Here is a 24,573-nt window from a genome sequence, read left to right as displayed (position 1 = left end):
GCCACCCGAGGTGCGGGCCGCCGACCCGGCGGCCCGCACCTCGCGGCGTCCGCACGGCCACCGACCTCCGGCGTTCCTCACCGCGCCCGCGGTGGTCGTCGCGGTCCTCGCGCTGCTGCCCCTGGCCTACCTCGTCGTCCGCGCGGGGGAGGCCGGGCCGGCGCGGGTCGTCGACGTCGTGCTCCGCGAGCGCACCGCGGCCCTCGTCGGGCGCAGCGTGCTGCTCGTCGCGCTCGTCACCCTCCTCGCCCTCGGCATCGGGGTCGGCCTCGCCTTCCTCGTCGCGCGCACCGACGTCCCGGGGCGCCGCCTGCTCGGCGCCCTGGCGCCGCTGCCGCTGGCCGTCCCGAGCTACGTCGCCGCGTTCGCGTGGATCTCGGCGGTCCCCGAGGTCGCGGGGCTGCTCGGCTCGGTCCTCGTCCTCACCCTGTGCTGCTACCCGTACGTCTACCTCCCGGTGCTCGCCGCGCTGCGCCGGGCCGATCCCGGGGTGGAGGAGGTCGCCCGCAGCCTGGGCCGGACCCCGTGGCAGGCCTTCCGCGAGGTGACCCTGCGGCAGGTCCGCCCGGCCGCGGCCGCCGGCGGGCTGCTCGTGGCGCTGTACACGCTCAGCGACTTCGGGTCGGTGTCGATCCTGCGCTACGACGTCTTCACCCGGGTCATCCACAGTGCCTACCGCTCGAGCTTCGACCGCACGACCGCGGCCGTCCTCGCGCTGCTGCTCGTCCTGCTCACCGTCGCGATCTCGGTGGGGGAGAACCGGGTCCGCCGGCGCGACGTGCCCCGGGTGGGTGCGGGTGTCTCCCGACGGCCCGACCCCGTCGCGCTCGGCGCCGCCCGGGCCCCGCTCGCCGCGGCCGGGGGCCTCGTCGTCGGCCTCGCCCTGGCGTTCCCCGTCGCCTCGCTCCTCTACTGGTTCACGACCGGGCTGTCCGCGGGCATCGACGGCGACCGGCTGGCACGCAGCGTCGTCGCCACGGCCTGGCTCGCCCTCCTCGGGGCCCTCGCGTGCGCCCTCGGCGCGGTGCCCGTCGGCATCCTCGCGGCGCGGTACCGCGGACGGTTCACGACCGCCGTCGAGCAGGTGACCTACGCCGGCCACGCGCTCCCGGGCATCGTCGTCGCCCTCTCCCTCGTCTTCCTCGGGATCCGGGTCGTGCCGTGGGCCTACCAGGAGGTGCCCCTCCTCGTCCTCGCGTACGTCGTGCTCTTCCTCCCGACCGCGGTGGGTGCGGTGCGCAGCTCGGTGGGGCAGAGCTCGGTGCGTGGCGAGGAGGTCGCGCGCTCGCTCGGCGCGACGCCCGGCGAGGTGCTCCGGCGGGTCACCCTTCCCCTCGCGGCGCCCGGCATCGGGGCGGGGACGGCGCTCGTCCTGCTCACCTGCATGAAGGAGCTCCCCGCGACCCTCCTCCTCCACCCGACGGGGACCGACACCCTGGCCACCAGCCTGTGGACCGAGACGGGTGTGGGAGCGTACGGGGCGGCAGCCCCCTACGGCCTGGCGCTCGTCGTCCTCGCCGTCCTGCCGACGATCTGGCTGATGCGCGCCTCCGACCCCGACCGAGGACCCTCCCGATGAGCACCCTGACCGTCCGCGGCCTCGACGTCACGCTCGGGGACCACCCGGTGCTGCGCGGCGTCGACCTCGAGGTGCCGAGCGGCACCGTGGCGGCCGTCCTCGGGCCGTCGGGCTGCGGCAAGACGACCCTGCTGCGCGCCGTCGCCGGCTTCGTGCGCCCCGACGCCGGGGAGGTCCGCATCGGCGACGTCGTGGTGTCCGGCCCGGGTCGCCACCTCGCCCCCGAGCGGCGCGGGACGGCCCTCGTGCCCCAGGAGGGCGCCCTCTTCCCGCACCTGAGCGTCGGCGAGAACGTCGCGTTCGGCCTCCCGCGCGGTCGGCGTCGACGGTCGCCGCGCGTGGGGGAGGTCCTCGCCCTCGTCGGCCTCGCCGGTTTCGAGGAGCGCCGCCCCGACGAGCTCTCGGGCGGTCAGCAGCAGCGCGTCGCGCTCGCCCGCGCTCTTGCGCCCGACCCCTCGCTGGTCCTCCTCGACGAGCCCTTCTCCGCCCTGGACGCCTCGCTGCGCGAGTCGGTGCGCGCCCAGGTGCGCGAGGCGCTGGAGCGCTCGCGCGCCACCGCCCTCGTCGTGACCCACGACCAGGACGAGGCCCTGTCGGTGGCCGACACCGTGGCCGTCCTCGACGGCGGGCGGATCCAGATGCACGACACCCCGCAGGCGGTGTACCGCTCGCCCGTCGCCCTCGGCGTCGCGCGCTTCGTCGGCCAGGTCGTCGAGCTGCCGGCCGCCGTCGCCGGGGGCGTCGCGGCGACGGCCCTCGGGCGGCTCGCCGTCGCCGGTCCGGGGTCCGGCTCGGGGGTCGTGATGCTGCGACCCGAGCAGCTCCGCCTGCTGCCCGCCGACGCGGCCGAGGGGACCCCCGGTGAGGTCGTCGGCGGCGAGTACTTCGGTCACGACGCCCTCGTGCGGGTCCGGGTCGGCGGCGCGGCGGCGCCGCTCGTCGTCCAGGTGCGCACGGTCGGCGTGGTCCCCGAGCGCGGTGCCGTCCGGGTGGGCGTCTCCGGGCCCGGACACTTCTTCCCCGACGAGGCCTGACCCTCCCCGAGGCGGGCCGACCGGCCCCGTCCGGGCCGTCGGCGGCGCCGGGTGGGTGCCGGGGGGCCCGTCGATCCGTGGGAGACTGGTGGGCCACCGCCCTGACCGCTCCACGCAAGGAATCCACGCACCCGTGTCCCCCCGCGCCCGCACCGTGCTGCAGCCGCACGCCACGCCGCCGGAGGCGATCCGCAACTTCTGCATCATCGCCCACATCGACCACGGCAAGTCGACCCTGGCCGACCGGATGCTCCAGATCACCGGGGTCGTCGACGACCGCGCGATGCGCGCCCAGTACCTCGACCGGATGGACATCGAGCGCGAGCGCGGCATCACCATCAAGAGCCAGGCGGTGCGGATGCCGTGGGAGGTCGCCGGCGAGCCCGTCGTCCTCAACATGATCGACACCCCGGGCCACGTCGACTTCACGTACGAGGTGTCGCGCAGCCTCGCCGCGTGCGAGGGCGCCGTCCTCCTCGTCGACGCCGCGCAGGGGATCGAGGCGCAGACGCTCGCGAACCTCTACCTCGCGATGGAGAACGAGCTGACGATCATCCCGGTGCTCAACAAGATCGACCTGCCGGCCGCGCAGCCCGAGAAGTACGCCGAGGAGCTCGCGCACCTCATCGGCTGCGAGCCCGAGGACTGCTTCCGGGTGTCGGGGAAGACCGGGATGGGCGTCGAGCCGCTCCTGGACGAGATCGTCCGCCAGGTCCCGGCGCCCACCGGCGACGCGAACGCCCCGGCGCGCGCGATGATCTTCGACTCGGTCTACGACACCTACCGCGGCGTCGTCACCTACGTGCGCGTCATCGACGGCAACCTCAACCCGCGCGAGCGCATCGTCATGATGTCGACGCGGGCCCACCACGAGCTGCTCGAGATCGGCGTCATCAGCCCCGAGCCCGTGCCCGGCAAGGGCCTGGGCGTCGGCGAGGTCGGCTACCTCATCACCGGCGTCAAGGACGTGCGCCAGTCCAAGGTCGGCGACACCGTGACGAACGCCGGCAAGCCCGCCACCACGGCGCTCGGCGGCTACCGCGACCCCAAGCCGATGGTGTTCTCCGGGCTGTTCCCGCTCGACGGGTCCGACTACCCCGACCTGCGCGAGGCGCTCGACAAGCTCAAGCTCAACGACGCCGCCCTCGTCTACGAGCCCGAGACGTCGGTGGCCCTCGGCTTCGGCTTCCGCTGCGGCTTCCTCGGCCTGCTCCACCTCGAGATCGTCCGCGAGCGCCTCGAGCGCGAGTTCGACCTCGAGCTCATCTCGACCCAGCCGAACGTCGTCTACGAGGTCGCGATGGACGACGGCACGCAGATCGTCGTCACCAACCCCAGCGAGTTCCCCGGCGGCAAGGTCGCCGAGGTCCGCGAGCCCAAGGTGCGCGCCACCATCCTCGCGCCGAGCGAGTTCATCGGCGCGATCATGGAGCTGTGCCAGGGCAAGCGCGGCACCCTCCTCGGCATGGACTACCTGTCCGAGGAGCGCGTCGAGATGCGCTACACCCTGCCGATGGCCGAGGTCGTCTTCGACTTCTTCGACCAGCTCAAGTCGCGCACCCGCGGCTACGCCAGCCTCGACTACGAGCCCGACGGCGAGCAGGTGGCCGACCTCGTCAAGGTCGACATCCTGCTCCAGGGCGAGACGGTCGACGCCTTCTCGGCGATCGTCCACAAGGACAAGGCCTACGGCTACGGCGTCATGATGGCCGGCAAGCTCAAGGAGCTGATCCCGCGCCAGCAGTTCGAGGTGCCGATCCAGGCCGCCGTCGGCGCCCGGGTCATCGCCCGCGAGAACATCCGCGCCATCCGCAAGGACGTCCTCGCCAAGTGCTACGGCGGTGACATCTCGCGCAAGCGCAAGCTCCTCGAGAAGCAGAAGGCCGGCAAGAAGCGGATGAAGAACATCGGGTCGGTCGAGGTGCCGCCCGAGGCCTTCATCGCCGCGCTGACCTCCGACGGCGCCGGCGCCCAGGCGACGAAGAAGTAGCCTCCCGCCGGCCGGCGAGGGTCAGCCGGGGGAGCGCTCGGCGAGGTCGCGCAGCGTCGCGACGTAGTCGCTCCACCACTGCTCGTCGCCGTCGGGGAGGTTGGAGATCCCGTCGCGCAGGCCGCGGCTGCCGTCGGCCTGCTCGCGCAGGATGTCGAGGTGGCCCAGGTGGCGGGCGGTCTCGACGGCCATGTGGACGAGGAGGACGCCGACCGTGGTCTCGGGCGTGCGCCACCACGGCACGTGCGCCGGGGTGTCGAGCGCCAGCGGCGCCACCGTCTCGTCGGCGAACGCGATGACCCGGCGGTAGGTGTCGAGCACCTGCTCGGGCGACTCGTCGGCGGTGGCCCACATGTCGTCGTTGTCCTGCGCGTCGTCGGCCCAGAAGGCGAACGGCTCGGGCCACGGACGGCCCAGGCACGCGCCGAAGTACTCCGCCTCGCAGCCGGCGAGGTGCTTGACGAGGCCGAGGAGGTTGGTGCCCGTCGGCGTGCGGGGCATCCTCAGGTCGCGTTCGGAGAGGCCCTCGACCTTCCAGAGCACCGCCTCACGCTGGGTGCGCAGGTACCGCCAGGCCGGCTCGGTGTCGTCCATGCCCGCCACCCTGCCATCCCCCGCCGACAGGTGCGCGCGAGTTCCCCTGGCGCTCAGGCGGGCAGGCTCGACTCCTCGACCGGCTCGCCGGCCACCGGGCCGTCGGCCCACCGCTCGGGCCGGGTCGACAGGGTGAGGAGGTCGGGGAGGTCGCGCGGCCAGACGTCCTCGTCGGTGGCGTCGAGGTCCTCGAGGTCCCACCACCGGATGTCGGCCACGGTCAGCCGCTCCTCCTCGGTGTGGCCGCTCGTGTCGACCTCGAACGCGGGCACGCGCACGGCGAGGAACACCTCGGTCTGGTCGACGACCTTGTCGCTGTACCCGTGGAGGACGCCGCGGACGAGGAAGGGGCCGACGACGTCGGCCGCGGTGACGACGAGCCCGGTCTCCTCGCGCAGCTCGCGCACGGCGGCCTCGACGTCGCCCTCGCCCGGGTCCACCCCGCCGCCGGGGGTCGACCACCAGTGCGTCACGGGGTCGAGGCCGAGGTCGGAGTCCTTGAGCAGCAGCAGGCGGTCGTCCTCGTCGAGGAGGAGGACGCGCACCGCCCGCCGCTCGAACCGGGGCCGGTCCTGCGGGGCGGGAACGACGAAGCCTGGCTGGCCGGGCAGTGGGGTGGAGGACACACGGCGACCCTAGCCACCACGTCGCTACCGACGGGTAACCTCGGGCCCGTGACGCAGACCTACGCCCTCTACCGCCGCCTCGCCGCCCGTCCTCTGGGTCGGAGGGCCTTCTCGGCCCTGTTCGCCCTCAAGGCGCCGTACTTCCGCACGGTGCGCCCGCGGGTGCGGGAGGTCCGCCCGAACCATGCGGAGCTCGTCGTCGGCAAGCGCTGGGGCGTGCAGAACCACCTCGGGACCGTCCACGCCATCGCCGTCTGCAACGGCCTCGAGGCGGCGATGGGCCTGCTCGCCGAGGCGACGACGCCACCGGGCCGCCGGTGGATCCCGCGCGGGATGACCGTGGCGTACCTCGCGAAGTCGACGACCGACCTCCTGTGCGTCGCCGAGACCGACCCCGCCGACTGGGCGGAGGTCGGCGACGTCCCGGTGCGGGTGCGCGCCGTGCGCACGGACGGCACCGTCGTCGTCGAGGGCACGATCACGATCTACGTCAGCGAGCAGCCGACCCGCTGACGGGCGGAGGGGACGGGCGGAGGGCCGCGCTCAGGTGGTGAGGCGGGTGCGCAGCCGCTCGACGTCGGCCTCGCTCCAGCCGTGCGCCCGCAGCCAGCCGTCGGCGCCGCCCCAGCCGTCCCGCACCGCGGCGAGGATGGCCTCGATGGACTCCGCTCGCGGCAGCTGGTCCTCGGGCTTCTGCTTGGCCAGCGCGGCCCCGTAGGACTCCCGCGGCGCGAGGCGGGCGATGATCCGGTCGATCCGCTCGGCGGTCAGCACGTAGTCGGCGACGATCTCGTCGTGCGGGACCCCCGCGACGTCGAGGGCCATCGCGACGACGGTGCCGGTGCGGTCCTTGCCCGCGGCGCAGTGGACGACGACCGCCCCGCGCGCCTCGGCGACCACCTCGAGGGCCGCCGCGACGGCCTCGGGTCGCTTGGCGAGGTAGCCGAGGTAGTGCGCGGCCCAGAAGCCGGCGTCGCGCACCGGGTCGTCGTCGCGCCACGGGAGGGCGCGCTCGCCGAGGTCCTCGACGGTCTCGCTCGAGCGGCGCTCGTCGATGAGCGAGTGGTGGTGGTGGGTGAGGGCCTCGACGCGGCGGAGGGGGCCCGGTCCCTCGATGTGCAGCTCGGCCCCGGTGCGCAGGTCGACGACGTCGGAGACACCGAGCTCGTCGACGAGCCGGGAGACGTCGGCTTCGGAGAGGTCCTGGAGGTTGTCGGAGCGGATGAGCCGCCCCGGCGTGGTGCTGCCCCCGTCGCGGGTCGGCAGCCCGCCGAGGTCACGCATGTTGACGAGGCCGTCGAGCTCGATCCACCGGTCCGTCACCCCGTCATCGTAGGTCGGTCCCCTCCACCGCCCCACGGAGGCCCACCCCCGCCCGCCGGCCGCCCGTCGCACAAGTTCGGGGTCACCCCGAACTTGTGCGCTTCACCCGGGTTCAGGACCGGGGTGGAGTGTGCACATCCGGGGTGCAGCGGACCTGGTGCCCTCCCCGGGTGGCCAGGGGCACAGACGCGGCGGGGGAGAATGGGCGGGTGCCCCGACTGCCCGACGGCGACCCCGCGCCCGCGTCCGGTGGGCTGCCCGACGCCGCGCTCGCCTCGATGGCGGGACGGCCGTGGGGGGTCTACCTCCACGTCCCGTTCTGCTCGGTGCGCTGCGGCTACTGCGACTTCAACACCTACACGCTCGGCGAGCTCGGACCCGGCGCCTCGACCGACGACTTCGCGACGACCGCCCTGGCCGAGCTCGACCTCGCCGCCACCGTCCTCGGCCGGAACGCGGGCCCGGTCCACACCGTCTTCGTCGGCGGCGGCACCCCGACCCTCCTGCCGCCGGCCGACCTCGTCCGCCTCGTCGCCGGCATCCGCGACCGGTTCGGCCTCGCCGAGGGAGCCGAGGTCACGACCGAGGCCAACCCCGACTCGGTGACCCTCGCCGACCTCCACGAGCTGGCCGCGGGCGGCTTCACGCGGGTGAGCATCGGGATGCAGTCGGTCGTCCCGCACGTCCTGCGCACCCTCGACCGGACCCACGACCCGGCCCGGGTGGCCACCGCCGTCGAGGGGGCCCGGGCCGCGGGCCTGGCGACGAGCGTCGACCTCATCTACGGCACGCCGGGGGAGTCCCTCGACGACTGGCGCTCCAGCCTCGAGGCCGCCGTCGCCCTGGAGCCCGACCACGTGTCGGCGTACGCCCTCGTCGTCGAGGAGGGCACCCGGATGGCCGTGCAGGTGCGCCGCGGTGAGCTCCCGATGCCCGACGGCGACGACGAGGCCGACAAGTACGAGCTCGCCGACGAGCTGCTCTCGGCCGCCGGCTACGGCTGGTACGAGGTGAGCAACTGGGCCCGCGACGACGCCGCCCGGTGCCGCCACAACGAGGGCTACTGGCGCGGTGACCCCTGGTGGGGCGTCGGGCCCGGTGCCCACAGCCACGTCGGCGGGGTCCGCTGGTGGAACGTCAAGCACCCGCGCACCTACGCCGCCGCCCTCGCCGAGGGGCGCTCGCCGGCGGCGGGCCGCGAGACCCTCACCGCCGACCAGCGCCGCGACGAGGTGGTCCTCCTCGGTGTCCGGCTGCGGGAGGGGCTGCCGCTCGACGTCCTCGACGCGAACGGCCGCACGGCCGTCGCCGGCCTCGTCGCTGACGGGCTGGTCGACGGCCGCGCGGCCGTGGGGGAGCGGAGGGTCGTCCTCACCCGGCGGGGCCGGCTGCTGGCCGACGCCGTGGTGCGCCGCCTCCTCGGGGTCTAGCGCCTCACTTGATGAACGAGGGCGTCATCGGCGGGGTCCACCACTCACCATTGTTCGCCTTGACCGCGCCGATGATGTGGACGACGACGGCCCAGATGAAGACCGCGATGAGGATCGGGATGCCGATGATGGCGCCGATGATCGTGATGGTGAGCAGCCAGCCGACGAGGAAGCCGATGGCGGCCGTGATCTGGACGTTGAGCGAGTTCGCCGCGTGGGCCCGCACGAACGGCCCGCGGTCCTTGTACATGAGGTAGATGACGAGCGAGCCGACGAAGCCGAGGAAGCCGCCCGAGAGCACCATCGCGGCGCCGCCGACGACGTGGCTGAGCATGCCCCAGGTGCGCTCCTCGTTGGGGTTGAGCGGGGGCTGCTGCGGCGGCACGTACGCCGGGGGCTGCTGGGCGTAGGCCGGCGGCGGGACCTGCGGGTACGGCTGCTGCGGCGGGACCGCGTACGCCGGGGCCGGGGGCTGCTCCGCCCGGGCCGGCTGGGGCGCCGGCGGGACGGGCGGCTGCTCGGTGGTGTCCGCGACGAGCGGCTCGTCGGCGGGCGAGGCGGTGGGGTCGGTGGGGTCCTCGGCGGGGCGAGGGGTCGTGTCACTCATCGGTGCTCCTGACATCGGGTGGGTCTGTCATCCATCCAACACCGTGCGGACCTCGAGGAGATCCCGTTCCGGGGGAGCGCCGGGGTCGTGCTCAGGGTCCGGTCAGGGGCGACCCCGACGATTCGCGCCCCCGGTGTCGGCAGCGCCCGCCAGACTGGGCCGATGGAGCTGCTCGAGCGCGTGCGCGCCGCCCTGCCCCCGGCCGAGGAGAAGCGGATGTTCGGGGGCGTCGGCTTCATGGTCGACGGGGCGCTGGCCTGTTCGGTGAGCGCCCGCGGGCTGCTCGTGCGGGTGGGCGCCGAGCAGCAGGACGACCTCCTGGCGACCGAGGGCGTCCACCCCATGGTCATGGGCGGGCGGGCCAGCCGCGGCTGGGTCAGCGTCGCCCCCGACGTCCTCGGCCACGACGACGCGCTGCGCGAGTGGCTCGACCTCGGCGTCGCCGCCGCGCGGGCCGCGGTGGGCGCCTCCCGGCCGTAGGGGACGACGGTCAGCCCCGGGTGGGTGCCGTCACGAAGTCGATGAGCTCCTCGACGCGGCCGAGCAGCTCGGGCTCGAGGTCGGTCCACGAGCCGACGCTGCCGAGGACGCGGCGCCACGCCATCGCGAGGTCGGTCTGGGTCGCGTGCGGCCACCCGAGGTGGGCGCAGATCCCGTGCTTCCACGACGTGCCGCGCGGGACGACGGGCCAGGCGTCCATCCCGAGACGCCCCGGCTTCACCGACTGCCAGACGTCGACGTAGGGGTGGCCGACGACGAGGACGTGCTCGGCGAACGGGCGGAGCCGGCGGGCCTCCTCGACGACGCGGGTCTCCTTGCTGCCCGGCACGAGGTGGTCGACGAGCACGCCCATCCGGCGCTCGCGCGACGGTGCGAAGTCCCGGATCGCGCCGGCGAGGTCGTCGACGCCGTCGAGCATCTCGACGACGACGCCCTCGACCCGCAGGTCGGCGCCCCACACCTTCTCGACGAGCTCGGCGTCGTGCTTGCCCTCGACGAAGATCCGGGAGCCGCTCGCGACCTTCGCGCGGGCCCCGGCCACGGCGACCGAGCCGCTGGCGGTCCGCGAGGCGGCGGCCCGGGCCGCGTCGAGCCTCGCCTGCGCCGCGACCCGCGGCGGGGTCAGCGTCACGGGGGAGCCGTCGACGAGGAAGCCCGGCCCGAGCCGGAAGCCCCTGGTGCGCCCACGGCGGTCCTCGAGGTGGACGACGTGGATGCCCCCGGCCTTCTCCACCCGCACGACCGCGCCCACCCAGCCGGTCTCGACGTCCTCGACGACCGTGCCGGGCTCGGCGGCCAGCTCCACCGACCGGCCGCGCCTCGGCGCGCGCCAGTCGCCTCCGAGGACGTCGCCGCCGTACCTGTCCACCACGGCGGCGAGGCTAGCCCGCGACCGGGGTCGCGCCCGGGTGGCTCGCCGCCGCGGTTCGCGCGACGTCGGGGGCACCCCGTAGAATTGGCACTCCCGGCGCGAGAGTGCCAGACCCCCACCCGTCGACCTCGGAGGTGAGCCCCATGAGCGAGGACCGACGCCTGCGCGTCCTGCGGGCCATCGTCCAGGACTACGTCCAGACCTCCGAGCCCGTGGGCTCCAAGGCGCTCCTCGAGCGCCACCACCTCGGGGTCTCGGCCGCCACCGTGCGCAACGACATGGCGGCACTCGAGGAGGAGGGCCTCATCGCGGCGCCGCACACGAGCGCCGGGCGCGTCCCCACCGACGCCGGCTACCGCCTCTTCGTCGACCGGCTCTCGGCCGTCAAGCCGATGAGCGGCGCCGAGCAGCGCGCCATCGGGCAGTTCCTCGAGGGCGCCCTCGACCTCGACGACGTCGTCGACCGCACGGTGCGCCTCCTCGCCTCGCTGACCCGGCAGGTCGCCCTCGTCCAGTACCCGTCGCTCTCGCGCTCCTCGGTGCGCCACGTCGAGCTCGTGCCCATCGGCGACCGGCGCCTCCTCGTCGTCCTCATCACGACGACGGGGCGCGTCGAGCAGCGGCTCGTCGAGGTCCGCGCCGACCTCCTGACGCCCGAGGGCGAGAAGGCCCTGTCGACGCTGCGCTCCGAGGTCAACCACGCCATCGGCGGACGGACCCTCGCCGAGGCCTCCGCCGAGCTCGGGGCGGTCCCCGAGAGGATCGAGCCCGCCCTGCGCGACCTCGTGCGCGCCATCGTCACGGCCCTCCAGGACTCCCTCGTCGAGGAGCGCGAGGAGCGCGTCGTCCTCGCCGGGACGGCCAACCTCGCCCGGGTCGGCCCCGACTTCACGACGAGCCTGGGCCCGGTCCTCGAGGCCCTCGAGGAGCACGTCGTGCTGCTCAAGCTCCTCGGCACCGTCGCCGAGCAGGGCGACGCCGTCGCCGTCCGGATCGGCCACGAGAACCCCTTCGCCGGGCTGCACACGACCTCGATGGTCACCTCCGGCTACGGCGCCGGGTCCGACCTCGTCGCCGGACTGGGGGTCGTCGGCCCGACGCGCATGGACTACCCCACGACGATGGCCGCGGTGCGCGCCGTCGCCACCTACGTCTCGCGGATCCTCGCCGAGTGACCGCCCCCCGCACCCCCGCGGCCGGCACCCCGGCCACCCGCCCCGCCCCCGACCACCACCCCGTCCGGAGGACCTCCCACCCGTGAACGACTACTACGCCGACCTCGGGGTCGCCCGTGACGCGAGCCCGGAGGACATCAAGCGCGCCTACCGCAAGGCCGCGCGGCGCCTCCACCCCGACGTCAACCCCGGCGCCGAGGCCGAGGAGCAGTTCAAGAAGGTCTCGCAGGCCTACGACGTGCTCTCCGACGCCGACAAGAAGCGCTCCTACGACATGGGCTCCGACCCCTACGCCGCCGGTGCCGCCGGCTTCGGCCAGGGGTTCTCGTTCAGCGACATCATGGACGCCTTCTTCGGCCCCCAGGGCGCCGGCGCGGGCCGCGGGCCGCGCTCGCGGATGGGCCGCGGGCAGGACGCCCTCGTCCGCCTCGACATCGACCTCGGCGACGCCGTCTTCGGGGCGCAGAAGGACCTGACGATCGAGACCGCCGTCGGGTGCCAGACGTGCGAGGGCGCCGGCATGCGTCCGGGGACCTCCACCCGCACGTGCGACGTGTGCAACGGCCGCGGCGAGATCCAGCAGGTGCAGCGCAGCTTCCTCGGGCAGGTCATGACGACCCGGCCGTGCATGACCTGCCAGGGCTTCGGCGAGATCATCACCGACCCCTGCTACGACTGCTCGGGCGACGGCCGGGTCCGCACCCGCCGCACCCTCACCCTCAAGGTCCCCGCCGGCGTCGACACCGGCACCCGGATCCAGCTCGCGGGCGAGGGCGAGGTCGGCCCCGGGGCCGGCCCGGCCGGCGACCTCTACGTCGAGGTGTCCGTCGACCGCCACCCGGTGTTCCAGCGGCGCGGCGACGACCTCCACGCGACGGTCGAGGTCCCGATGACGGCCGCGGCCCTCGGCGCCACCCTCGCCATCGAGACCTTCGACGGCAGCCAGGAGCTCGAGGTGCGCCGCGGCTCGCAGTCCGGCGACACCATCACCCTGCGCGGGCTCGGCGTCACCCACCTGCGCGGCACCGGGCGAGGCGACGTCATCGTCCACCAGATGGTGCAGACCCCCACCCGCCTCGACGCCGAGCAGGAGGAGCTGCTCCGCCAGCTCGCGAAGGCCCGGGGTGAGGAGCGGCCCGAGGCCAAGGTCACCAACCCGGCCGAGGGCGGGCTGTTCGGCAAGCTGCGCGACGCCTTCAAGACCCGCTGAGCCGAGATCCGGCCCGATGACGACCCCGCCCCGATGACGCTGCCGCTCCACCTCCTGCCCGCCGAGGTGCTCGCCGGCCGCGGCCCGGGCGCAACCGTCGTCGTCGACGGGCCCGAGGGGCGCCACGCGGCCACGGTGCGCCGCACCCGCGTCGGCGAGCACCTGCTCCTCACCGACGGGGCCGGGCTGCGGGTCGAGGCCGAGGTCGTGGCGGTCGGCCGGGGCACCCTCGACGTGCGGGTCGTGACGGTCGCCACCGACCCCGAGCCCAGCCCGCGCCTCGTCCTCGTGCAGGCCCTGGCCAAGAACGACCGCGACGACCAGGCGGTCGAGGCGGCCACCGAGCTCGGGGTCGACGAGGTCGTGCCGTGGCAGGCCTCGCGCAGCGTCGTCCAGTGGCGCGGGGAGCGCGGCGAGAAGGCCCGTCGCAAGTGGGAGGCCGTCCTCCTCGCCGCGACGAAGCAGTCGCGCCGCACCCGCCACCCGCTCCTCGGCCCGACCTCGAGCACCGCCGAGCTCGTCCGCCGCGTCCCCTCGGCCGCCCTCGTGCTCGTCCTCCACGAGGACGCGACGACGCCCCTCGCCACCGTCGAGCTCCCCCCGGAGGGGGACGTCCTCGTCGTCGTCGGCCCCGAGGGCGGGATCGCGCCCGACGAGCTCGACGCCCTCGTCGCCGCGGGGGCGACCGCGGTCCGGCTCGGCTCGACGGTCCTCCGGTCCTCGAGCGCGGGGCCCGCGGCGCTCGCCGTCCTCAGCGCCGCCTCGCGCTGGCGCTGAGGGTCAGCGGACGGTGAACGGCATCATCGTCTCGGCCGACACCGTCCTGCCGTCCTGCGCGCTCGGCTCGTAGACCCGCACCGCGTACGAGCCGGCCCGCAGGGTGCCGAGCGGGATCTCGAAGGTGCCCCGGTCGGGCGCCCCGACCGATGCCGTGACGAACCCCTCGTCGACGACCTCGCCCCCGCGCAGGAGCTGCCACGAGACGGTCGCCTCGAACACGCAGGCCTCACCGCGCACGGTCACCCGCCCGGCCGGGAGCACCTGCCCCCGCGTGGGGGAGGTGACCCAGATCGGCGCCAGGTCCTCGTGGAGCTCGTCGCGCGACGCGGGTCGCAGGTACGTGCGGTCCACGGGCTGGGTCCCGAAGAGGGCGTCGGAGCCGTCGCGAAGGACGAAGCGCACGGGCAGGTTGCCCCGCCCCACGGCCGCCTGCGCGGTCCACACGAGCTGCTGGACCGCCACCCGCTCGGTGTCCTCGGGCAGGCTCGTCGTGCCGGGCGCGGAGAGGGTGATGGTGATGCGGCTGGAGGTCACGGCGAGGTCGACGAGGTCGACGCCACGCCACGCCTCGAGGTACCCGTCGGTCCCCGCCGGCACCGACCCCATGGCGAGGTCCACGGCCGCGCGGGCCCGCACCTGCTCAGGGGCGGTGCGGGTCACGCCGGCCACGGTGAGCCACTCGCGGTACAGGCGCACCATGCGGGCGTCGTCGCCGACCGGGGCGGGGTAGTACACCGGCAGCGCGGCCAGGGCCCCGGTGGCGGTGGCCGACGGCGTCGGGGACGGCACCGGGCTCGACGGGGCCGTCGTCGGCGACCCGGTCGTGGGGGACGGCGCGGCCGTGGGGGACCCGCCCGGCACCGGCTCCTCGCGGTCGGGAAGGCCGAGCCACACTCCGGCGACGACCGCCAGCGCGGCGGCAGCAGCGGTCAGCGGGACCCACCAGCGGAGGGAGGACGACCCCGGCACGGGTCGCGTCCGCGCGAGGATGTCCTCGAGCCGGTCGCCGGGCTCGATGCGGGCGGCGCGAGCGTCGAGCGCCTCCCGGAGGGACAGTGCCGTGCGGTCGTCGTCGGTCATGTCCACTCCGTCCCGCCGCGCAGGGTCGCCAGGCCCCGGCTGGCGTGCGTCTTCACCGATCCGGGCGAGATGTCGAGGGCCTCGGCGATCTGCGCCTCCCCGAGGTCGAGGTAGTAGCGCAGGACGAGCACCTCGCGCTGGCGCGCGGGGAGCCGGGCGAGGGCGGCGAGGAGCGTCTCGCGGGAGAGTCCCGCGACGGCGCTGTCCTCGGCGCTGGCCGCCGTCCGGCGGGTCGGGTCGTCCTGACCGCCACGCACGGATGCCGCCCAGCGCTCCTCGACCCCGCGGTGGCGCAGCGCCGAGCGAGCGCCGTTGAGGACGGCCCGGCGCAGGTACGCGGCGGCGGCGGCGTGCTCGCGCAGGCCGCCCCAGTGGGCGTGCAGCGCGACGAACGCGTCCTGGACGACCTCCTCGGCCTCACCGGCGTCGTGGAGCAGCAGCCAGGCGAGGCGGACGAGCGGCTGCCAGTGCGCCGCGTAGAGCTCGGTGACCGCGTCGTCGGCCGAGCGCGGGGTGCGCAGCTCGCCCATGGTGGCCATTGTCATGCGTGGAGGACGCGCAGGTCACCGGTTCGGTTGACCGGCGTGGAGGACCGCGTCATAGATTCGGGGCATGAGCGAGCCATCCTCGAGCGACTGCCTCTTCTGCCGGATCGTCGCCGGGAGCATCCCGGCCGAGGTCGTCGCCGAGTCCGAGCACTCCCTCGCCTTCCGCGACGTGAACCCCCAGGCCCCCACGCACGTGCTCGTCGTGCCCCGCCGCCACGTCGCGGACGCCGGCGAGCTGGCCGCGGCGTCGGCCGACGACCTCGCCGACGTCGTCCGCCTCGCGTCCCGCGTCGCCGAGCTGGAGGGGCTGGCGCGGGGCCACCGCCTGGTCCTCAACACCGGGTCCGGCGCCGGCCAGACCGTCTTCCACGCGCACGTCCACGTCCTCGGCGGGCGCGACCTCGGGTGGCCCCCCGGCTGACCCCGGGATTCCCGGGTGCCCGGTGTCCCCGCGGCCTCGTAGACTTGGGCCACGATGAGTGACGCCCATACCGACCAGCCCGGACCCGCCGACGCGCCGTCCGGGCAGAGCCATCCCCACGTTCCCCAGCACACCGTCGTCGTCCCCGCCGACGTGCAGATGGTGACGCTGCTCGGCCCACGCGACGAGATGCTCCGCACGATGGAGCGCCAGTTCCCGCACGTGCAGATCCACGTCCGCGGCAACGAGTTCCACATCTCCGGCCCGAGCGCCGACGTCGCCCTCGTCGAGCGGCTCATCGACGAGCTCCTCGACGTCATCGACGCCGGCCAGCCGCTGAACCGCGACGCCGTCGAGCGCTCCATCCAGATGCTGCGCGCCCAGACCGTCGAGCGTCCCGCCGACGTGCTGACGATGAACATCGTCAGCAGCCGCGGGCGCACCATCCGGCCGAAGACGCTGAACCAGAAGCGCTACGTCGACGCCATCGACGCCAACACCATCGTCTTCGGCATCGGGCCCGCGGGCACCGGCAAGACCTACCTCGCGATGGCCAAGGCCGTCGCGGCGCTGCAGGCCAAGCAGGTCAACCGGATCATCCTCACCCGGCCCGCCGTCGAGGCGGGGGAGCGGCTCGGCTTCCTCCCGGGCACCCTCAACGACAAGATCGACCCGTACCTGCGGCCGCTCTACGACGCGCTGCACGACATGGTCGACCCCGAGTCGATCCCGCGGCTCATGGCGGCCGGGACCATCGAGGTGGCCCCCCTCGCGTACATGCGCGGCCGCTCCCTCAACGACGCGTTCATCATCCTCGACGAGGCGCAGAACACCTCGCCCGAGCAGATGAAGATGTTCCTCACCCGCCTGGGCTTCGGCTCGAAGATGGTCGTCACCGGTGACGTCACCCAGGTCGACCTCCCGGGCGGGACGATGAGCGGCCTGCGGGTCGTGCGCGACATCCTCACCGACCTCGACGACGTCCACTTCACCGAGCTCACCGCCGCCGACGTCGTGCGCCACCGCCTCGTCGGCCGGATCGTCGACGCGTACGGGCAGTGGGACGAGAAGCAGCAGCGCCAGCAGCGCCCCCAGCACCGCAAGGGGCCGCAGCGGTGAGCATCGACGTCCTCAACGAGACCGACGTCGTCCTCGACGAGCTCGAGCTCGTCGCCTGCTCGCGCTACGTCATGGCGCAGATGAAGGTCCACCCCCGCGCCGAGCTGTGCATCCGTCTCGTCGACGAGGCCGCGATGGAGACCCTCCACGTGCAGTGGATGGACCTGCCCGGCCCCACCGACGTCATGAGCTTCCCGATGGACGAGCTGCGACCCGGACGCGAGGGCAGCGAGCCGCTCGAGGGCGTCCTCGGCGACATCGTCCTGTGCCCCACCGTCGCCGCGAAGCAGGCTCGCGACGCGGGGCACGCCACCGAGGAGGAGCTGCTCCTCCTCACGACGCACGGCATCCTCCACCTCCTCGGCTTCGACCACGCCGAGCCCGAGGAGGAGAAGGAGATGTTCGAGCTGCAGCGCCAGCTCCTCCTCACCTTCCTGGCCTCTCGCGGCCGCTCCGACGCGTGACGAACCGACCGGGAACCACGTCATGACCGGGCTCGTCACCGCCGCGGTGCTCGCCACCCTCGTGGCCTTCCTCATCTCCACCGCCGAGGCCGCGTTCCAGCGGATGTCGCGCGCCCGCGCCCACGAGCTCCTCGAGGAGGGGCGGCCCGGGGCGCGCGCGCTCGTCAAGGTCGTCGGCGACACCGCCGCCTACCTCTCGGTGCTCTCGTTCCTGCGGGTCATCGCCGAGTCCACGGTGGCCGTCATGGTGACCCTCGCGGTCACCGACTACGTCGAGGGGACCTTCGAACCCTTCCTCGTCGCGATCGCGATCATGGCGCTCATCTCCTTCGCCGTCGTCGGCGTCTCGCCGGGCACCCTGGGCATGCAGCACAGCACCCGGGTCGCCCTGGCCTCGGCGCCGACCGCCGTGTGGGTCCGCCGGGTCCTCGGACCGTTCTCCCGCCTCCTCATCGCCCTCACCAACGCCGTGACCCCGGGAAAGGGCTTCCGCGACGGCCCGTTCGAGACCGAGAGCGAGCTGCGCGACCTCGTCGACCTCGCCCGCGACTCCGCCCTCATCGAGGCGGGGGAGCGCGAGATGATCCACTCGGTCTTCGAGCTCGGCGACACCATCACCCGCGAGGTCATGGTCCCGCGCACCGACATGGTCTCCATCGACGAGGACCGCGTCTGCCGCCAGGCGATGAGCCTGTTCCTGCGCTCGGGCTTCTCCCGGATCCCCGTCGTCGGCGACGACGTCGACGACATCGTCGGCCTGCTCTACCTCAAGGACGTCATCCGGCGCACCAACGCCGACCCGCAGGCCGGCTCGGTGCCCGTCACGGAGGTGATGCGCCCGATGCCGTTCGTCCCCGAGAGCAAGCCGGTCGACGACCTCCTGCGCGAGATGCAGCGCGACCAGACGCACTTCGCCGTCGTCGTCGACGAGTACGGCGGCACCGCGGGCCTGGTCACCATCGAGGACATCCTCGAGGAGATCGTCGGCGAGATCACCGACGAGTACGACCGCGAGGCGCCCGAGGCCGAGGACCTCGGCGACGGGCGCACCCGGGTCGTCGCCGCGATGCACGTCGACGACCTCGCCGAGCTTTTCGACGTCGACATCGACGAGGACACGGTCGACACCGTCGGCGGGCTCATCGGCAAGACGATCGGGCGGGTGCCGATCCTCGGGTCGACCTGCGAGGTCGCGGGGCTGCGGCTCACCGCCGAGCGGATGTCGGGCCGGCGCCACCGGATCGCCACCGTCGTCGTCGAGCGGGTCGGGGTCGGCGAAGGGTCGGAGCAGGTCATGGACGAGGTCGAGGAGACGGTGCGATGAGCAGCAGCACGACGGGGACGGGCTACGTCGCGGGGTTCGCCAGCCTGATCGGTCGGCCGAACGCCGGGAAGTCGACGCTGACGAACGCGCTCGTCGGGCACAAGGTCGCCATCACCTCGAGCAAGCCGCAGACGACCCGCCACACGATCCGCGGGATCGTCACGGGCGAACGGAGCCAGCTGATCCTCGTCGACACCCCGGGGCTGCACAAGCCGCGCACCCTGCTCGGCCAGCGGCTCAACGACCTGGTGCGCGAGACGCTCCTCGAGGTCGACGTCATCGGCTTCTGCGTCCCGGCCGACCAGCGCATCGGCCCGGGCGACCGGTTCATCGCCAACGAGCTCGCGGAGCTGAAGCGGGGCAAGCGCACCCCGGTCGTCGCCATCGCGACGAAGTCCGACACCGTCGACCGCGACCGGCTGGCCGAGCACCTCATCGCCCTCGACCGGCTGGGCGACTGGGCCGACATCATCCCGTGCTCGGCGACGCGCGGCGACCAGGTCGAGGAGGTGGCGGGCGTCCTGTCGAGCCACCTGCCGCCCTCACCCGGGCCGCTCTACCCCGACGGACAGCTCACCGACGAGCCCGAGATGGTGATGATCGCCGAGCTCGTGCGCGAGGCCGCGCTGGAAGGCGTGCGCGACGAGCTCCCGCACAGCCTCGCCGTCGTCGTCGAGGAGATGGTGCCGCGCGAGGGGCGCCCCGACGACAAGCCGCTGCTCGACGTGCGGGTCAACGTCTTCGTCGAGCGCGACAGCCAGAAGGCGATCGTCATCGGGCGCGGCGGGTCGCGGCTGCGCGAGGTCGGCACCACCGCGCGCACCGGCATCGAGGCGCTCCTCGGCCAGCGGGTCCACCTCGACCTCCACGTCAAGGTCGCCAAGGACTGGCAGCGCGACCCCAAGCAGCTGGGGCGCCTCGGCTTCTGAGGCCGTCGGGCGTCAGGGCGCCGGAGGCGTCAGTACGTGGCGCCGTTGACGAGGCCGATGGCGTGGGTGCGGCTGCGGGCGCCGAGGCGGCGGACGAGCTCGGCCACCTCCGAGGACACCGTCCGCTCGGAGACGGCGAGGCTGCGGGCGATCTCGCGGTCGCTGGCGCCGGTGGTGAGGAGGAAGGCCACCTGGACCATGCGCCGGGTGAACGGCGGCTCCTCGCCCTCGGGGATCACCGGCTCGGCGGTGCGCCAGCCCGCGTCGAAGACGCGCACGGCCTTGGCCACGAGGGCCGCGTCGGTGGACTCGAACACCGACGACACCGGCGTCGCGCTGTGCGGCTGCCCGACGAAGACGCGGGCGCCGTCGAGGATCATCATGCTGTCGACGACCGGACCGACCCGCAGGTAGGGGTGGTGGTGGCTGGCCAGCAGCGGCAGGAGGTGCACGCTCAGCGGGGTCGTGAGGTAGCGGACGTCGATTCCCGGGCGGCGGCTCAGCCGGGCGAACGGCTGGGCGGCGCGCACCGTCGACCACGACGGGAAGATCGTCATGTGCCAGACGCTGTGCCGGACCTGCCGGGCCGCCGCCTCGGCGCCCGCACCGTAGGCGGCGTCGACCGGGCCGAGGTGGCGCAGGCGGGGGTCCTCGGCCGCGACGAGACCGTGGACCCAGGCGAAGAAGGCGTGGGCGTCCGAGGACGAGGCGTCGGCCGCGCCGCCGCCGGGCTCCGCCTCCGCCCCGGGCGTCACGCGTCGCTCCCCGCGAGGAGGGCGACCGCGTGCGTGCGGTTGCGCGCCCCGCACCAGTCGATGATCCGGCGGACGAGCACCTGCACGGTGCGCGGGGCGATGCCCAGGCGATCCGCGATCTCGCGGTCGGTGTCGCCGTCGATCATCCCGAGGGCCACCATGAGCTCGCGCTCCTCGAGCGCGGGAAGGAGGGCGACCTCCTCGATGGGGCGCGCGGCGGACCAGACGTCCTCGAACGCCGCCGCGGCCTGCCGGACGACCTCGGGGTCCTCGGTGCGCCAGATCGTCGTCGAGATGGGCGAGCCGCGCCGTCCCGCGACGAGCAGGACGTCGTCGGCGAGGAGCATGGAACCCGGCACGAGGATGATCCGGCACGGGGAGCTCTCGGCCCGCAGGAACGAGGTGACGAGGCGGACCCGCACCGCGAACGGGGACATGAGGGAGCGGCAGTCCACGCCGCGCTCGACCGAGCGCATCGTCTCCTCGTGCCCACGGCGCAGGGAGCCCAGCGTCGAGCGCTCGGCCATGCTCCACACCCGCGTGTGGGTCCGGGCCGGCAGGTCCCGCAGGTGCTCGGCGATCTCGAGCTGGCTGCCGAGGAGCCGGAAGGTGCCGTCGTCGGCGACGAGGAGGTCCTGCACGGCGTCGAAGAACGCCGAGGCGCCGTGCTGCCTCGTCGCCTGCTCCTCGTCGACGCCCGCCACGCGTCCGTTCTCCCCTCACCCGTGCGGGGCGCGTCGCCTCCGCGAGGGCCAACCCTAGCCGGGCCGGGCGGGGCGGCGCCCGGAGGCGTCCCTGCTGGTCACAGAGTCGTCACAGGTCGTCAGGGCCCGGCGTGCGTGGGCCGGGTGCGTCGCCGGCGCGTCGGAGGCGGGCATCAGTGCAGGTGGAGGACCTGAGAACGAGGACTGCGAGATCTCGCAATACCACTGGCGCCGCGGGTGGTCGGGTCGTCACAGTGGTCGTGGTCGTGGCACGACCGGTCCTCGGGCCTGTCGCCACGGCTTCCGTCGGCGGTCGCTGCGAGCACCATGACCGTCCGACGGCCCGCGGCACGGACGCATCGGACCGGGAGGGGTCGATGTGTCCGTGCCGCGGCTGTTCGCGCCCGTATCGTGAGCCGCACGACCGCCGTCCGGACCGGCTCCTAGACTGGACCCATGCGAATCGGAGTCTTCGGCGCGACCGGGCAGGTCGGCAACGTCATGCGCACCCTCCTCGACGAGCGGGGCTTCCCGGTCGACGAGATGCGCTACTTCGCCTCCGCCCGCTCGGCCGGAAGCACGCTGCCGTGGAAGGGCGAGGACGTCGTCGTCGAGGACACCGCGACGGCCGACTTCTCCGGCATCGACGTCGCGCTGTTCTCCAACGGCGGCGCCACGTCGAGGGAGTGGGCCCCGCGGGTGGCCGCGGCCGGGGCCGTCGTCGTCGACAACTCCAGCGCCTGGCGCAAGGACCCCGACGTCCCCCTCGTCGTGTCCGAGGTCAACGCCGACGACCTCGACGACATCCCGAAGGGGATCGTCGCCAACCCCAACTGCACGACGATGGCCGCGATGCCCGTCCTCAAGCCGCTGCACGACGCGGCCGAGCTCGTCCGGCTCCACGTCAGCAGCTACCAGGCGGTCTCCGGCTCCGGCGGGGTCGGCCTCGTCGAGCTCGACTCGCAGCTGCGCGGCGGCTACGCGGCCGGTGACCCGAAGGACCTCGCGCTGCACGGCGACGCCCTCACCCTGCCCGCGCCCCGGATCTACGCCGTCCCGGTCGGCTTCAACGTCGTGCCGCTCGCCGGCTCCATCGTCGACGACGGCTCCCTCGAGACCGACGAGGAGCAGAAGCTGCGCCACGAGTCGCGCAAGATCCTCCACGCGCCCGACCTGCGGGTGTCCGGCACCTGTGTGCGCGTGCCGGTCTTCTCGGGCCACTCCCTCGCGATCCACGCCGAGTTCGCCGGCGACATCGACCCGCACGAGGCCCTGGCGCTGCTGGCCAAGGCCCCGGGCGTGGTCGTCACCGACGTGCCGAACCCGTTGCAGGCCACCGGCCGTGACGAGGTCTTCGTCGGACGGGTCCGCCGCGACCAGGCCGCCCCCGACGGCAAGGGCCTCAACCTCTTCGTCGTCGGCGACAACCTGCGCAAGGGCGCCGCCCTCAACGCGGTGCAGATCGCCGAGGAGCTGCTGAAGCGTCGTTGACGGTCGGCGTCGTCGCGCCCGACCCTGCGCTCAGCGGGTGCTGCGCCAGACCGACTCCTGCGTGCTCGGACCGGGCTCCCAGTCGGCGATCCACGGGCCCGTGCCCTCGCTCGGGTCGAGGACGCCCTCCTCGAGCCACGTGAGGTCTCCGGCGAGGACGTCGCAGGTCAGCCTGCGGTCGACGTCGTCGGTGTTGGACCACAGCTCGTCGAAGAGCACCTCGACGCGCAGCCGTGCCTGGCCGCAGAAGGCGTCGGCGAGCCGCTGGGCGGAGCGGCCCTTCTCCGGCTCGTCGGCGAGGAGCATCTCGGCGCGCACGCACACCGCCGTCATGGCGAAGAGCTCGGCGCCGATGTCGACGACCCGGCCGAGGAAGCGCTGGTGGTGCTCCATCGCCGCCTGCCAGCGCGACATCCCGTAGAAGGTCTGGCGGGCCAGCCGGCGCGAGGACCGCTCGACGAAGCGCACGTGGCGGGCGAGCGGGCCGAACTCGCCGAAAGCGGTCGGTACGGCCCCCTGGCCCGCGACGAGCTGGGGCAGCCACCTCGCGTAGAAGCCGCTGGCGCCGGCAGCGGCCCTCGCCTTCGTCGCGAGGTCGGCGTCGGGGGAGGCGAGGTCGCCGGCGGCCCTGAGGTGCTCGTCGACCGCCTCCCGGGCGATGAGCAGGTGCATGATCTCGCTCGAGCCCTCGAAGATCCGGTTGATCCGCAGGTCGCGCAGCACCTGCTCGGCCGGGACGGCACGCTCACCCCTGGCCCTGAGGGAGGCCGCCGTCTCGTAGCCACGGCCCCCGCGGACCTGGACCAGCTCGTCGGCGACGGTCCACGCCATCTCGCTGGCCCACAGCTTCGCCAGGGCGGCCTCGATCCGGATGTCGGTGTCGCCCGCGTCGGCCAGGGCGCACGAGAGGTCGACGACCGCCTCGAGCGCGAAGGCCGTGGCGGCGATGAAGGCGATCTTGCCGCCCACTGCCTCGTGCTCGCCCACCGGGCGACCCCACTGGACCCGGACCCCGGACCACTCGCGCGCGATCTTCAGGGACCACTTCGCCGAGGCCGCGCACATGGCCGGGATCGACAGGCGCCCGGCGTTGAGGGTCGTCAGGGCGATCTTCAGACCCTCGCCCTCCTTCCCGAGGCGGTTCTCGACGGGCACGCGCACCCGGTGCAGCCGGGTCAGGCCGTTCTCGATGCCGCGCAGGCCCATGAAGGCGTTGCGGTGCTCGACGGTGATGCCCTCGGCGTCGCCCTCGACGACGAACGCGGTGATGCCACCGCGGCCTCCGGCGTGCTCCGGGACGCGGGCCATGACGACGAGCAGCTCGGCGACGACGCCGTTCGTGGTCCACAGCTTGACCCCGTCGACGAGGTAGGCGCTGCCGTCCTCGGTGAGGGTGGCGGTGCTCTCCATCCGGGCGGGGTCGGAGCCGACGTCGGGCTCGGTGAGGAGGAAGGCGGAGATGGCGCCCTGCGCGCAGCGGGGGAGGAATCGCTGCTTCTGCTCCTCGGTGCCGACGAGCTTGACCGGCTCGGGGACGCCGATCGACTGGTGGGCCGACAGCAGGGCGCCGAGCGAGGGGTGGACCGAGCCGACGAGCATGAGGGCGCGCCCGTACGAGCGCATCGTCAGGCCGAGGCCGCCGTACGCGACGGGGATCTTCATCCCGAACGCGCCGACCTCGGCGAGGGCGCGGACCGCCTCGTCCGGGATCAGTGACTCCGCCTCGATCCGGGTGCCGTCGATGCCCTCGCAGACCTCCCGCAGCCGGGCGAGGAACGCGTCGCCGCGGGCCTCGTCCTCGGGGTCGGGGCGCGGGTGGGGGTGGACGAGGTCGAGGTCGAAGCGCCCGAGGTAGAGCTCCTTGGCGAAGCTGGGCCGCGACCACCCGCTCTCGCGGGCGGCCTCGGCGACCTCACGCGCCTCGCGCTCGCTGGGGCCGCGGTCGGGGGCGGGCGTGCCCGTCGTCTCCGTGCTCGAGCTCATCGTCGTGCTCCTCGCGTCGGGGAGCTCCATCGTGC

Annotated in this window: 25 protein-coding genes; 15 read left to right on the top strand and 10 right to left on the bottom strand. The window is 74.1% G+C overall.

The features are described from left to right. The first annotated feature begins 10 nt into the window (after window positions 1-10). The 3 genes from ACFWN3_RS03130 (at window position 11) to lepA (ending at window position 4,603) form a co-directional block, all read left to right on the top strand. A complete protein-coding gene (locus ACFWN3_RS03130) occupies window positions 11-1,579 on the top strand; it encodes an ABC transporter permease (protein ID WP_377643342.1) in 1,569 nt (522 codons plus the stop codon). Continuing rightward, window positions 1,576-2,613: an ABC transporter ATP-binding protein gene (locus tag ACFWN3_RS03125; protein WP_377643340.1), complete on the top strand. Its 1,038-nt coding sequence runs from the start codon at window positions 1,576-1,578 to the stop codon at window positions 2,611-2,613. The genes ACFWN3_RS03130 and ACFWN3_RS03125 overlap by 4 nt, the downstream gene beginning before the upstream one ends. Window positions 2,614-2,746: 133 nt before the next feature. Continuing rightward, window positions 2,747-4,603 (top strand): translation elongation factor 4, encoded by a 1,857-nt coding sequence (gene lepA / locus ACFWN3_RS03120; protein ID WP_377643338.1) that lies wholly within the window; start codon window positions 2,747-2,749, stop codon window positions 4,601-4,603. Window positions 4,604-4,624: 21 nt separating this feature from the next. Here the strand turns inward: lepA and ACFWN3_RS03115 are convergent, their stop codons facing one another. Together ACFWN3_RS03115 and ACFWN3_RS03110 are read right to left on the bottom strand one after the other, a co-directional pair. After that, window positions 4,625-5,197 (bottom strand): DinB family protein, encoded by a 573-nt coding sequence (locus ACFWN3_RS03115; RefSeq protein WP_377643336.1) that lies wholly within the window; start codon window positions 5,195-5,197, stop codon window positions 4,625-4,627. Window positions 5,198-5,250: 53 nt separating this feature from the next. Beyond that, window positions 5,251-5,823 (bottom strand): NUDIX hydrolase, encoded by a 573-nt coding sequence (locus tag ACFWN3_RS03110; protein ID WP_377643335.1) that lies wholly within the window; start codon window positions 5,821-5,823, stop codon window positions 5,251-5,253. Between the two features lie 48 nt (window positions 5,824-5,871). Here ACFWN3_RS03110 and ACFWN3_RS03105 point away from each other — a divergent pair, with 48 nt between their 5' ends. Next, the gene (locus tag ACFWN3_RS03105; RefSeq protein ID WP_377643334.1) at window positions 5,872-6,336 is read left to right on the top strand and encodes a hotdog fold domain-containing protein; all 465 of its coding nucleotides are present in this window, start codon (window positions 5,872-5,874) and stop codon (window positions 6,334-6,336) included. A 30-nt stretch (window positions 6,337-6,366) separates the two neighbouring features. Here ACFWN3_RS03105 and ACFWN3_RS03100 read toward each other — a convergent pair whose 3' ends face one another. Beyond that, window positions 6,367-7,146 carry a tyrosine-protein phosphatase gene (locus tag ACFWN3_RS03100; RefSeq protein ID WP_377643332.1) on the bottom strand — a complete coding sequence of 260 codons (780 nt, stop codon included), beginning with the start codon at window positions 7,144-7,146 and terminating at the stop codon, window positions 6,367-6,369. Between the two features lie 209 nt (window positions 7,147-7,355). Here ACFWN3_RS03100 and hemW point away from each other — a divergent pair, with 209 nt between their 5' ends. Then, window positions 7,356-8,576 carry a radical SAM family heme chaperone HemW gene (gene hemW, locus ACFWN3_RS03095; protein ID WP_377643330.1) on the top strand — a complete coding sequence of 407 codons (1,221 nt, stop codon included), beginning with the start codon at window positions 7,356-7,358 and terminating at the stop codon, window positions 8,574-8,576. Window positions 8,577-8,580: 4 nt separating this feature from the next. Here hemW and ACFWN3_RS03090 read toward each other — a convergent pair whose 3' ends face one another. After that, window positions 8,581-9,183: a DUF4870 domain-containing protein gene (locus ACFWN3_RS03090; protein ID WP_377643329.1), complete on the bottom strand. Its 603-nt coding sequence runs from the start codon at window positions 9,181-9,183 to the stop codon at window positions 8,581-8,583. 162 nt (window positions 9,184-9,345) lie between these two features. Here ACFWN3_RS03090 and ACFWN3_RS03085 point away from each other — a divergent pair, with 162 nt between their 5' ends. Next, complete coding sequence (locus tag ACFWN3_RS03085) at window positions 9,346-9,663, top strand: TfoX/Sxy family protein (RefSeq protein ID WP_377643327.1); 318 nt, start codon at window positions 9,346-9,348, stop codon at window positions 9,661-9,663. Window positions 9,664-9,673: 10 nt separating this feature from the next. Here ACFWN3_RS03085 and ACFWN3_RS03080 read toward each other — a convergent pair whose 3' ends face one another. Continuing rightward, complete coding sequence (locus ACFWN3_RS03080; RefSeq protein ID WP_377643326.1) at window positions 9,674-10,555, bottom strand: DUF3097 domain-containing protein; 882 nt, start codon at window positions 10,553-10,555, stop codon at window positions 9,674-9,676. Window positions 10,556-10,698: 143 nt separating this feature from the next. On the opposite strand from ACFWN3_RS03080, the gene hrcA reads away from it, so the two are divergent. The 3 genes from hrcA to ACFWN3_RS03065 all read left to right on the top strand — a co-directional run bounded on the left by hrcA (window position 10,699) and on the right by ACFWN3_RS03065 (window position 13,717). Then, window positions 10,699-11,730 carry a heat-inducible transcriptional repressor HrcA gene (hrcA, locus tag ACFWN3_RS03075; protein ID WP_377643324.1) on the top strand — a complete coding sequence of 344 codons (1,032 nt, stop codon included), beginning with the start codon at window positions 10,699-10,701 and terminating at the stop codon, window positions 11,728-11,730. An 82-nt stretch (window positions 11,731-11,812) separates the two neighbouring features. Further along, a complete protein-coding gene (gene dnaJ, locus ACFWN3_RS03070) occupies window positions 11,813-12,940 on the top strand; it encodes a molecular chaperone DnaJ (RefSeq protein WP_377643322.1) in 1,128 nt (375 codons plus the stop codon). A gap of 33 nt (window positions 12,941-12,973) precedes the next feature. After that, window positions 12,974-13,717 (top strand): 16S rRNA (uracil(1498)-N(3))-methyltransferase, encoded by a 744-nt coding sequence (locus tag ACFWN3_RS03065; RefSeq protein ID WP_377643320.1) that lies wholly within the window; start codon window positions 12,974-12,976, stop codon window positions 13,715-13,717. Between the two features lie 3 nt (window positions 13,718-13,720). Here the strand turns inward: ACFWN3_RS03065 and ACFWN3_RS03060 are convergent, their stop codons facing one another. Beyond that, the gene (locus ACFWN3_RS03060) at window positions 13,721-14,800 is read right to left on the bottom strand and encodes a Gmad2 immunoglobulin-like domain-containing protein (protein ID WP_377643319.1); all 1,080 of its coding nucleotides are present in this window, start codon (window positions 14,798-14,800) and stop codon (window positions 13,721-13,723) included. Beyond that, complete coding sequence (locus ACFWN3_RS03055; protein ID WP_377643317.1) at window positions 14,797-15,330, bottom strand: SigE family RNA polymerase sigma factor; 534 nt, start codon at window positions 15,328-15,330, stop codon at window positions 14,797-14,799. Before ACFWN3_RS03055 ends, ACFWN3_RS03060 begins: the two co-directional genes overlap by 4 nt. Window positions 15,331-15,412: 82 nt before the next feature. Here ACFWN3_RS03055 and ACFWN3_RS03050 point away from each other — a divergent pair, with 82 nt between their 5' ends. Genes ACFWN3_RS03050 through era form a run of 5 tightly spaced genes read left to right on the top strand, consistent with a single transcriptional unit; the run spans window position 15,413 to window position 19,605 of the window. After that, window positions 15,413-15,769: a histidine triad nucleotide-binding protein gene (locus ACFWN3_RS03050; RefSeq protein WP_377643314.1), complete on the top strand. Its 357-nt coding sequence runs from the start codon at window positions 15,413-15,415 to the stop codon at window positions 15,767-15,769. A gap of 54 nt (window positions 15,770-15,823) precedes the next feature. Further along, window positions 15,824-16,888, top strand: coding sequence for a PhoH family protein (locus ACFWN3_RS03045; protein WP_377643313.1), 1,065 nt, complete (start codon window positions 15,824-15,826; stop codon window positions 16,886-16,888). After that, window positions 16,885-17,352, top strand: coding sequence for an rRNA maturation RNase YbeY (gene ybeY, locus ACFWN3_RS03040; protein ID WP_377643311.1), 468 nt, complete (start codon window positions 16,885-16,887; stop codon window positions 17,350-17,352). The genes ACFWN3_RS03045 and ybeY overlap by 4 nt, the downstream gene beginning before the upstream one ends. A gap of 22 nt (window positions 17,353-17,374) precedes the next feature. Next, complete coding sequence (locus ACFWN3_RS03035) at window positions 17,375-18,676, top strand: hemolysin family protein (RefSeq protein ID WP_377643309.1); 1,302 nt, start codon at window positions 17,375-17,377, stop codon at window positions 18,674-18,676. Continuing rightward, the gene (era, locus tag ACFWN3_RS03030; RefSeq protein WP_377643307.1) at window positions 18,673-19,605 is read left to right on the top strand and encodes a GTPase Era; all 933 of its coding nucleotides are present in this window, start codon (window positions 18,673-18,675) and stop codon (window positions 19,603-19,605) included. The genes ACFWN3_RS03035 and era overlap by 4 nt, the downstream gene beginning before the upstream one ends. 29 nt (window positions 19,606-19,634) lie before the next feature. On the opposite strand, the gene ACFWN3_RS03025 is transcribed toward era, so the two are convergent. Together ACFWN3_RS03025 and ACFWN3_RS03020 are read right to left on the bottom strand one after the other, a co-directional pair. Beyond that, a complete protein-coding gene (locus tag ACFWN3_RS03025) occupies window positions 19,635-20,360 on the bottom strand; it encodes a LuxR C-terminal-related transcriptional regulator (RefSeq protein ID WP_377643305.1) in 726 nt (241 codons plus the stop codon). Then, entirely contained in the window at window positions 20,357-21,064 is a 708-nt protein-coding gene (locus tag ACFWN3_RS03020; protein ID WP_377643304.1) for a LuxR C-terminal-related transcriptional regulator, read from the bottom strand. The genes ACFWN3_RS03025 and ACFWN3_RS03020 overlap by 4 nt, the downstream gene beginning before the upstream one ends. A 456-nt stretch (window positions 21,065-21,520) precedes the next feature. On the opposite strand from ACFWN3_RS03020, the gene ACFWN3_RS03015 reads away from it, so the two are divergent. Continuing rightward, window positions 21,521-22,555 (top strand): aspartate-semialdehyde dehydrogenase, encoded by a 1,035-nt coding sequence (locus ACFWN3_RS03015; protein WP_377643302.1) that lies wholly within the window; start codon window positions 21,521-21,523, stop codon window positions 22,553-22,555. A 30-nt stretch (window positions 22,556-22,585) separates the two neighbouring features. Here ACFWN3_RS03015 and ACFWN3_RS03010 read toward each other — a convergent pair whose 3' ends face one another. Next, window positions 22,586-24,538, bottom strand: a complete 1,953-nt coding sequence (locus ACFWN3_RS03010) for an acyl-CoA dehydrogenase family protein (protein WP_377643300.1) — start codon at window positions 24,536-24,538, stop codon at window positions 22,586-22,588. Window positions 24,539-24,573 lie beyond the last annotated feature (35 nt).

The organism is Oryzobacter terrae (assembly GCF_042756445.1).
GTDB classification, from domain to species: domain Bacteria; phylum Actinomycetota; class Actinomycetes; order Actinomycetales; family Dermatophilaceae; genus Oryzobacter; species Oryzobacter terrae.
This window is presented reverse-complemented; position numbering and strand designations above follow the sequence as displayed.

Bases quoted from the DNA above. Each gene is read 5' to 3' on its own strand.
- ACFWN3_RS03125 (WP_377643340.1), top strand. From the start codon at position 1,576: ATGAGCACCCTGACCGTCCGCGGCCTCGACGTCACGCTCGGGGACCAC.
- ACFWN3_RS03115 (WP_377643336.1), bottom strand. From the start codon at position 5,197: ATGGACGACACCGAGCCGGCCTGGCGGTACCTGCGCACCCAGCGTGAG.
- ACFWN3_RS03090 (WP_377643329.1), bottom strand. From the start codon at position 9,183: ATGAGTGACACGACCCCTCGCCCCGCCGAGGACCCCACCGACCCCACC.
- ACFWN3_RS03085 (WP_377643327.1), top strand. From the start codon at position 9,346: ATGGAGCTGCTCGAGCGCGTGCGCGCCGCCCTGCCCCCGGCCGAGGAG.
- hrcA (WP_377643324.1), top strand. From the start codon at position 10,699: ATGAGCGAGGACCGACGCCTGCGCGTCCTGCGGGCCATCGTCCAGGAC.
- ACFWN3_RS03065 (WP_377643320.1), top strand. From the start codon at position 12,974: ATGACGCTGCCGCTCCACCTCCTGCCCGCCGAGGTGCTCGCCGGCCGC.
- ACFWN3_RS03060 (WP_377643319.1), bottom strand. From the start codon at position 14,800: ATGACCGACGACGACCGCACGGCACTGTCCCTCCGGGAGGCGCTCGAC.
- ACFWN3_RS03055 (WP_377643317.1), bottom strand. From the start codon at position 15,330: ATGGGCGAGCTGCGCACCCCGCGCTCGGCCGACGACGCGGTCACCGAG.
- ACFWN3_RS03050 (WP_377643314.1), top strand. From the start codon at position 15,413: ATGAGCGAGCCATCCTCGAGCGACTGCCTCTTCTGCCGGATCGTCGCC.
- ACFWN3_RS03045 (WP_377643313.1), top strand. From the start codon at position 15,824: ATGAGTGACGCCCATACCGACCAGCCCGGACCCGCCGACGCGCCGTCC.
- ACFWN3_RS03035 (WP_377643309.1), top strand. From the start codon at position 17,375: ATGACCGGGCTCGTCACCGCCGCGGTGCTCGCCACCCTCGTGGCCTTC.
- era (WP_377643307.1), top strand. From the start codon at position 18,673: ATGAGCAGCAGCACGACGGGGACGGGCTACGTCGCGGGGTTCGCCAGC.
- ACFWN3_RS03015 (WP_377643302.1), top strand. From the start codon at position 21,521: ATGCGAATCGGAGTCTTCGGCGCGACCGGGCAGGTCGGCAACGTCATG.
- ACFWN3_RS03010 (WP_377643300.1), bottom strand. From the start codon at position 24,538: ATGAGCTCGAGCACGGAGACGACGGGCACGCCCGCCCCCGACCGCGGC.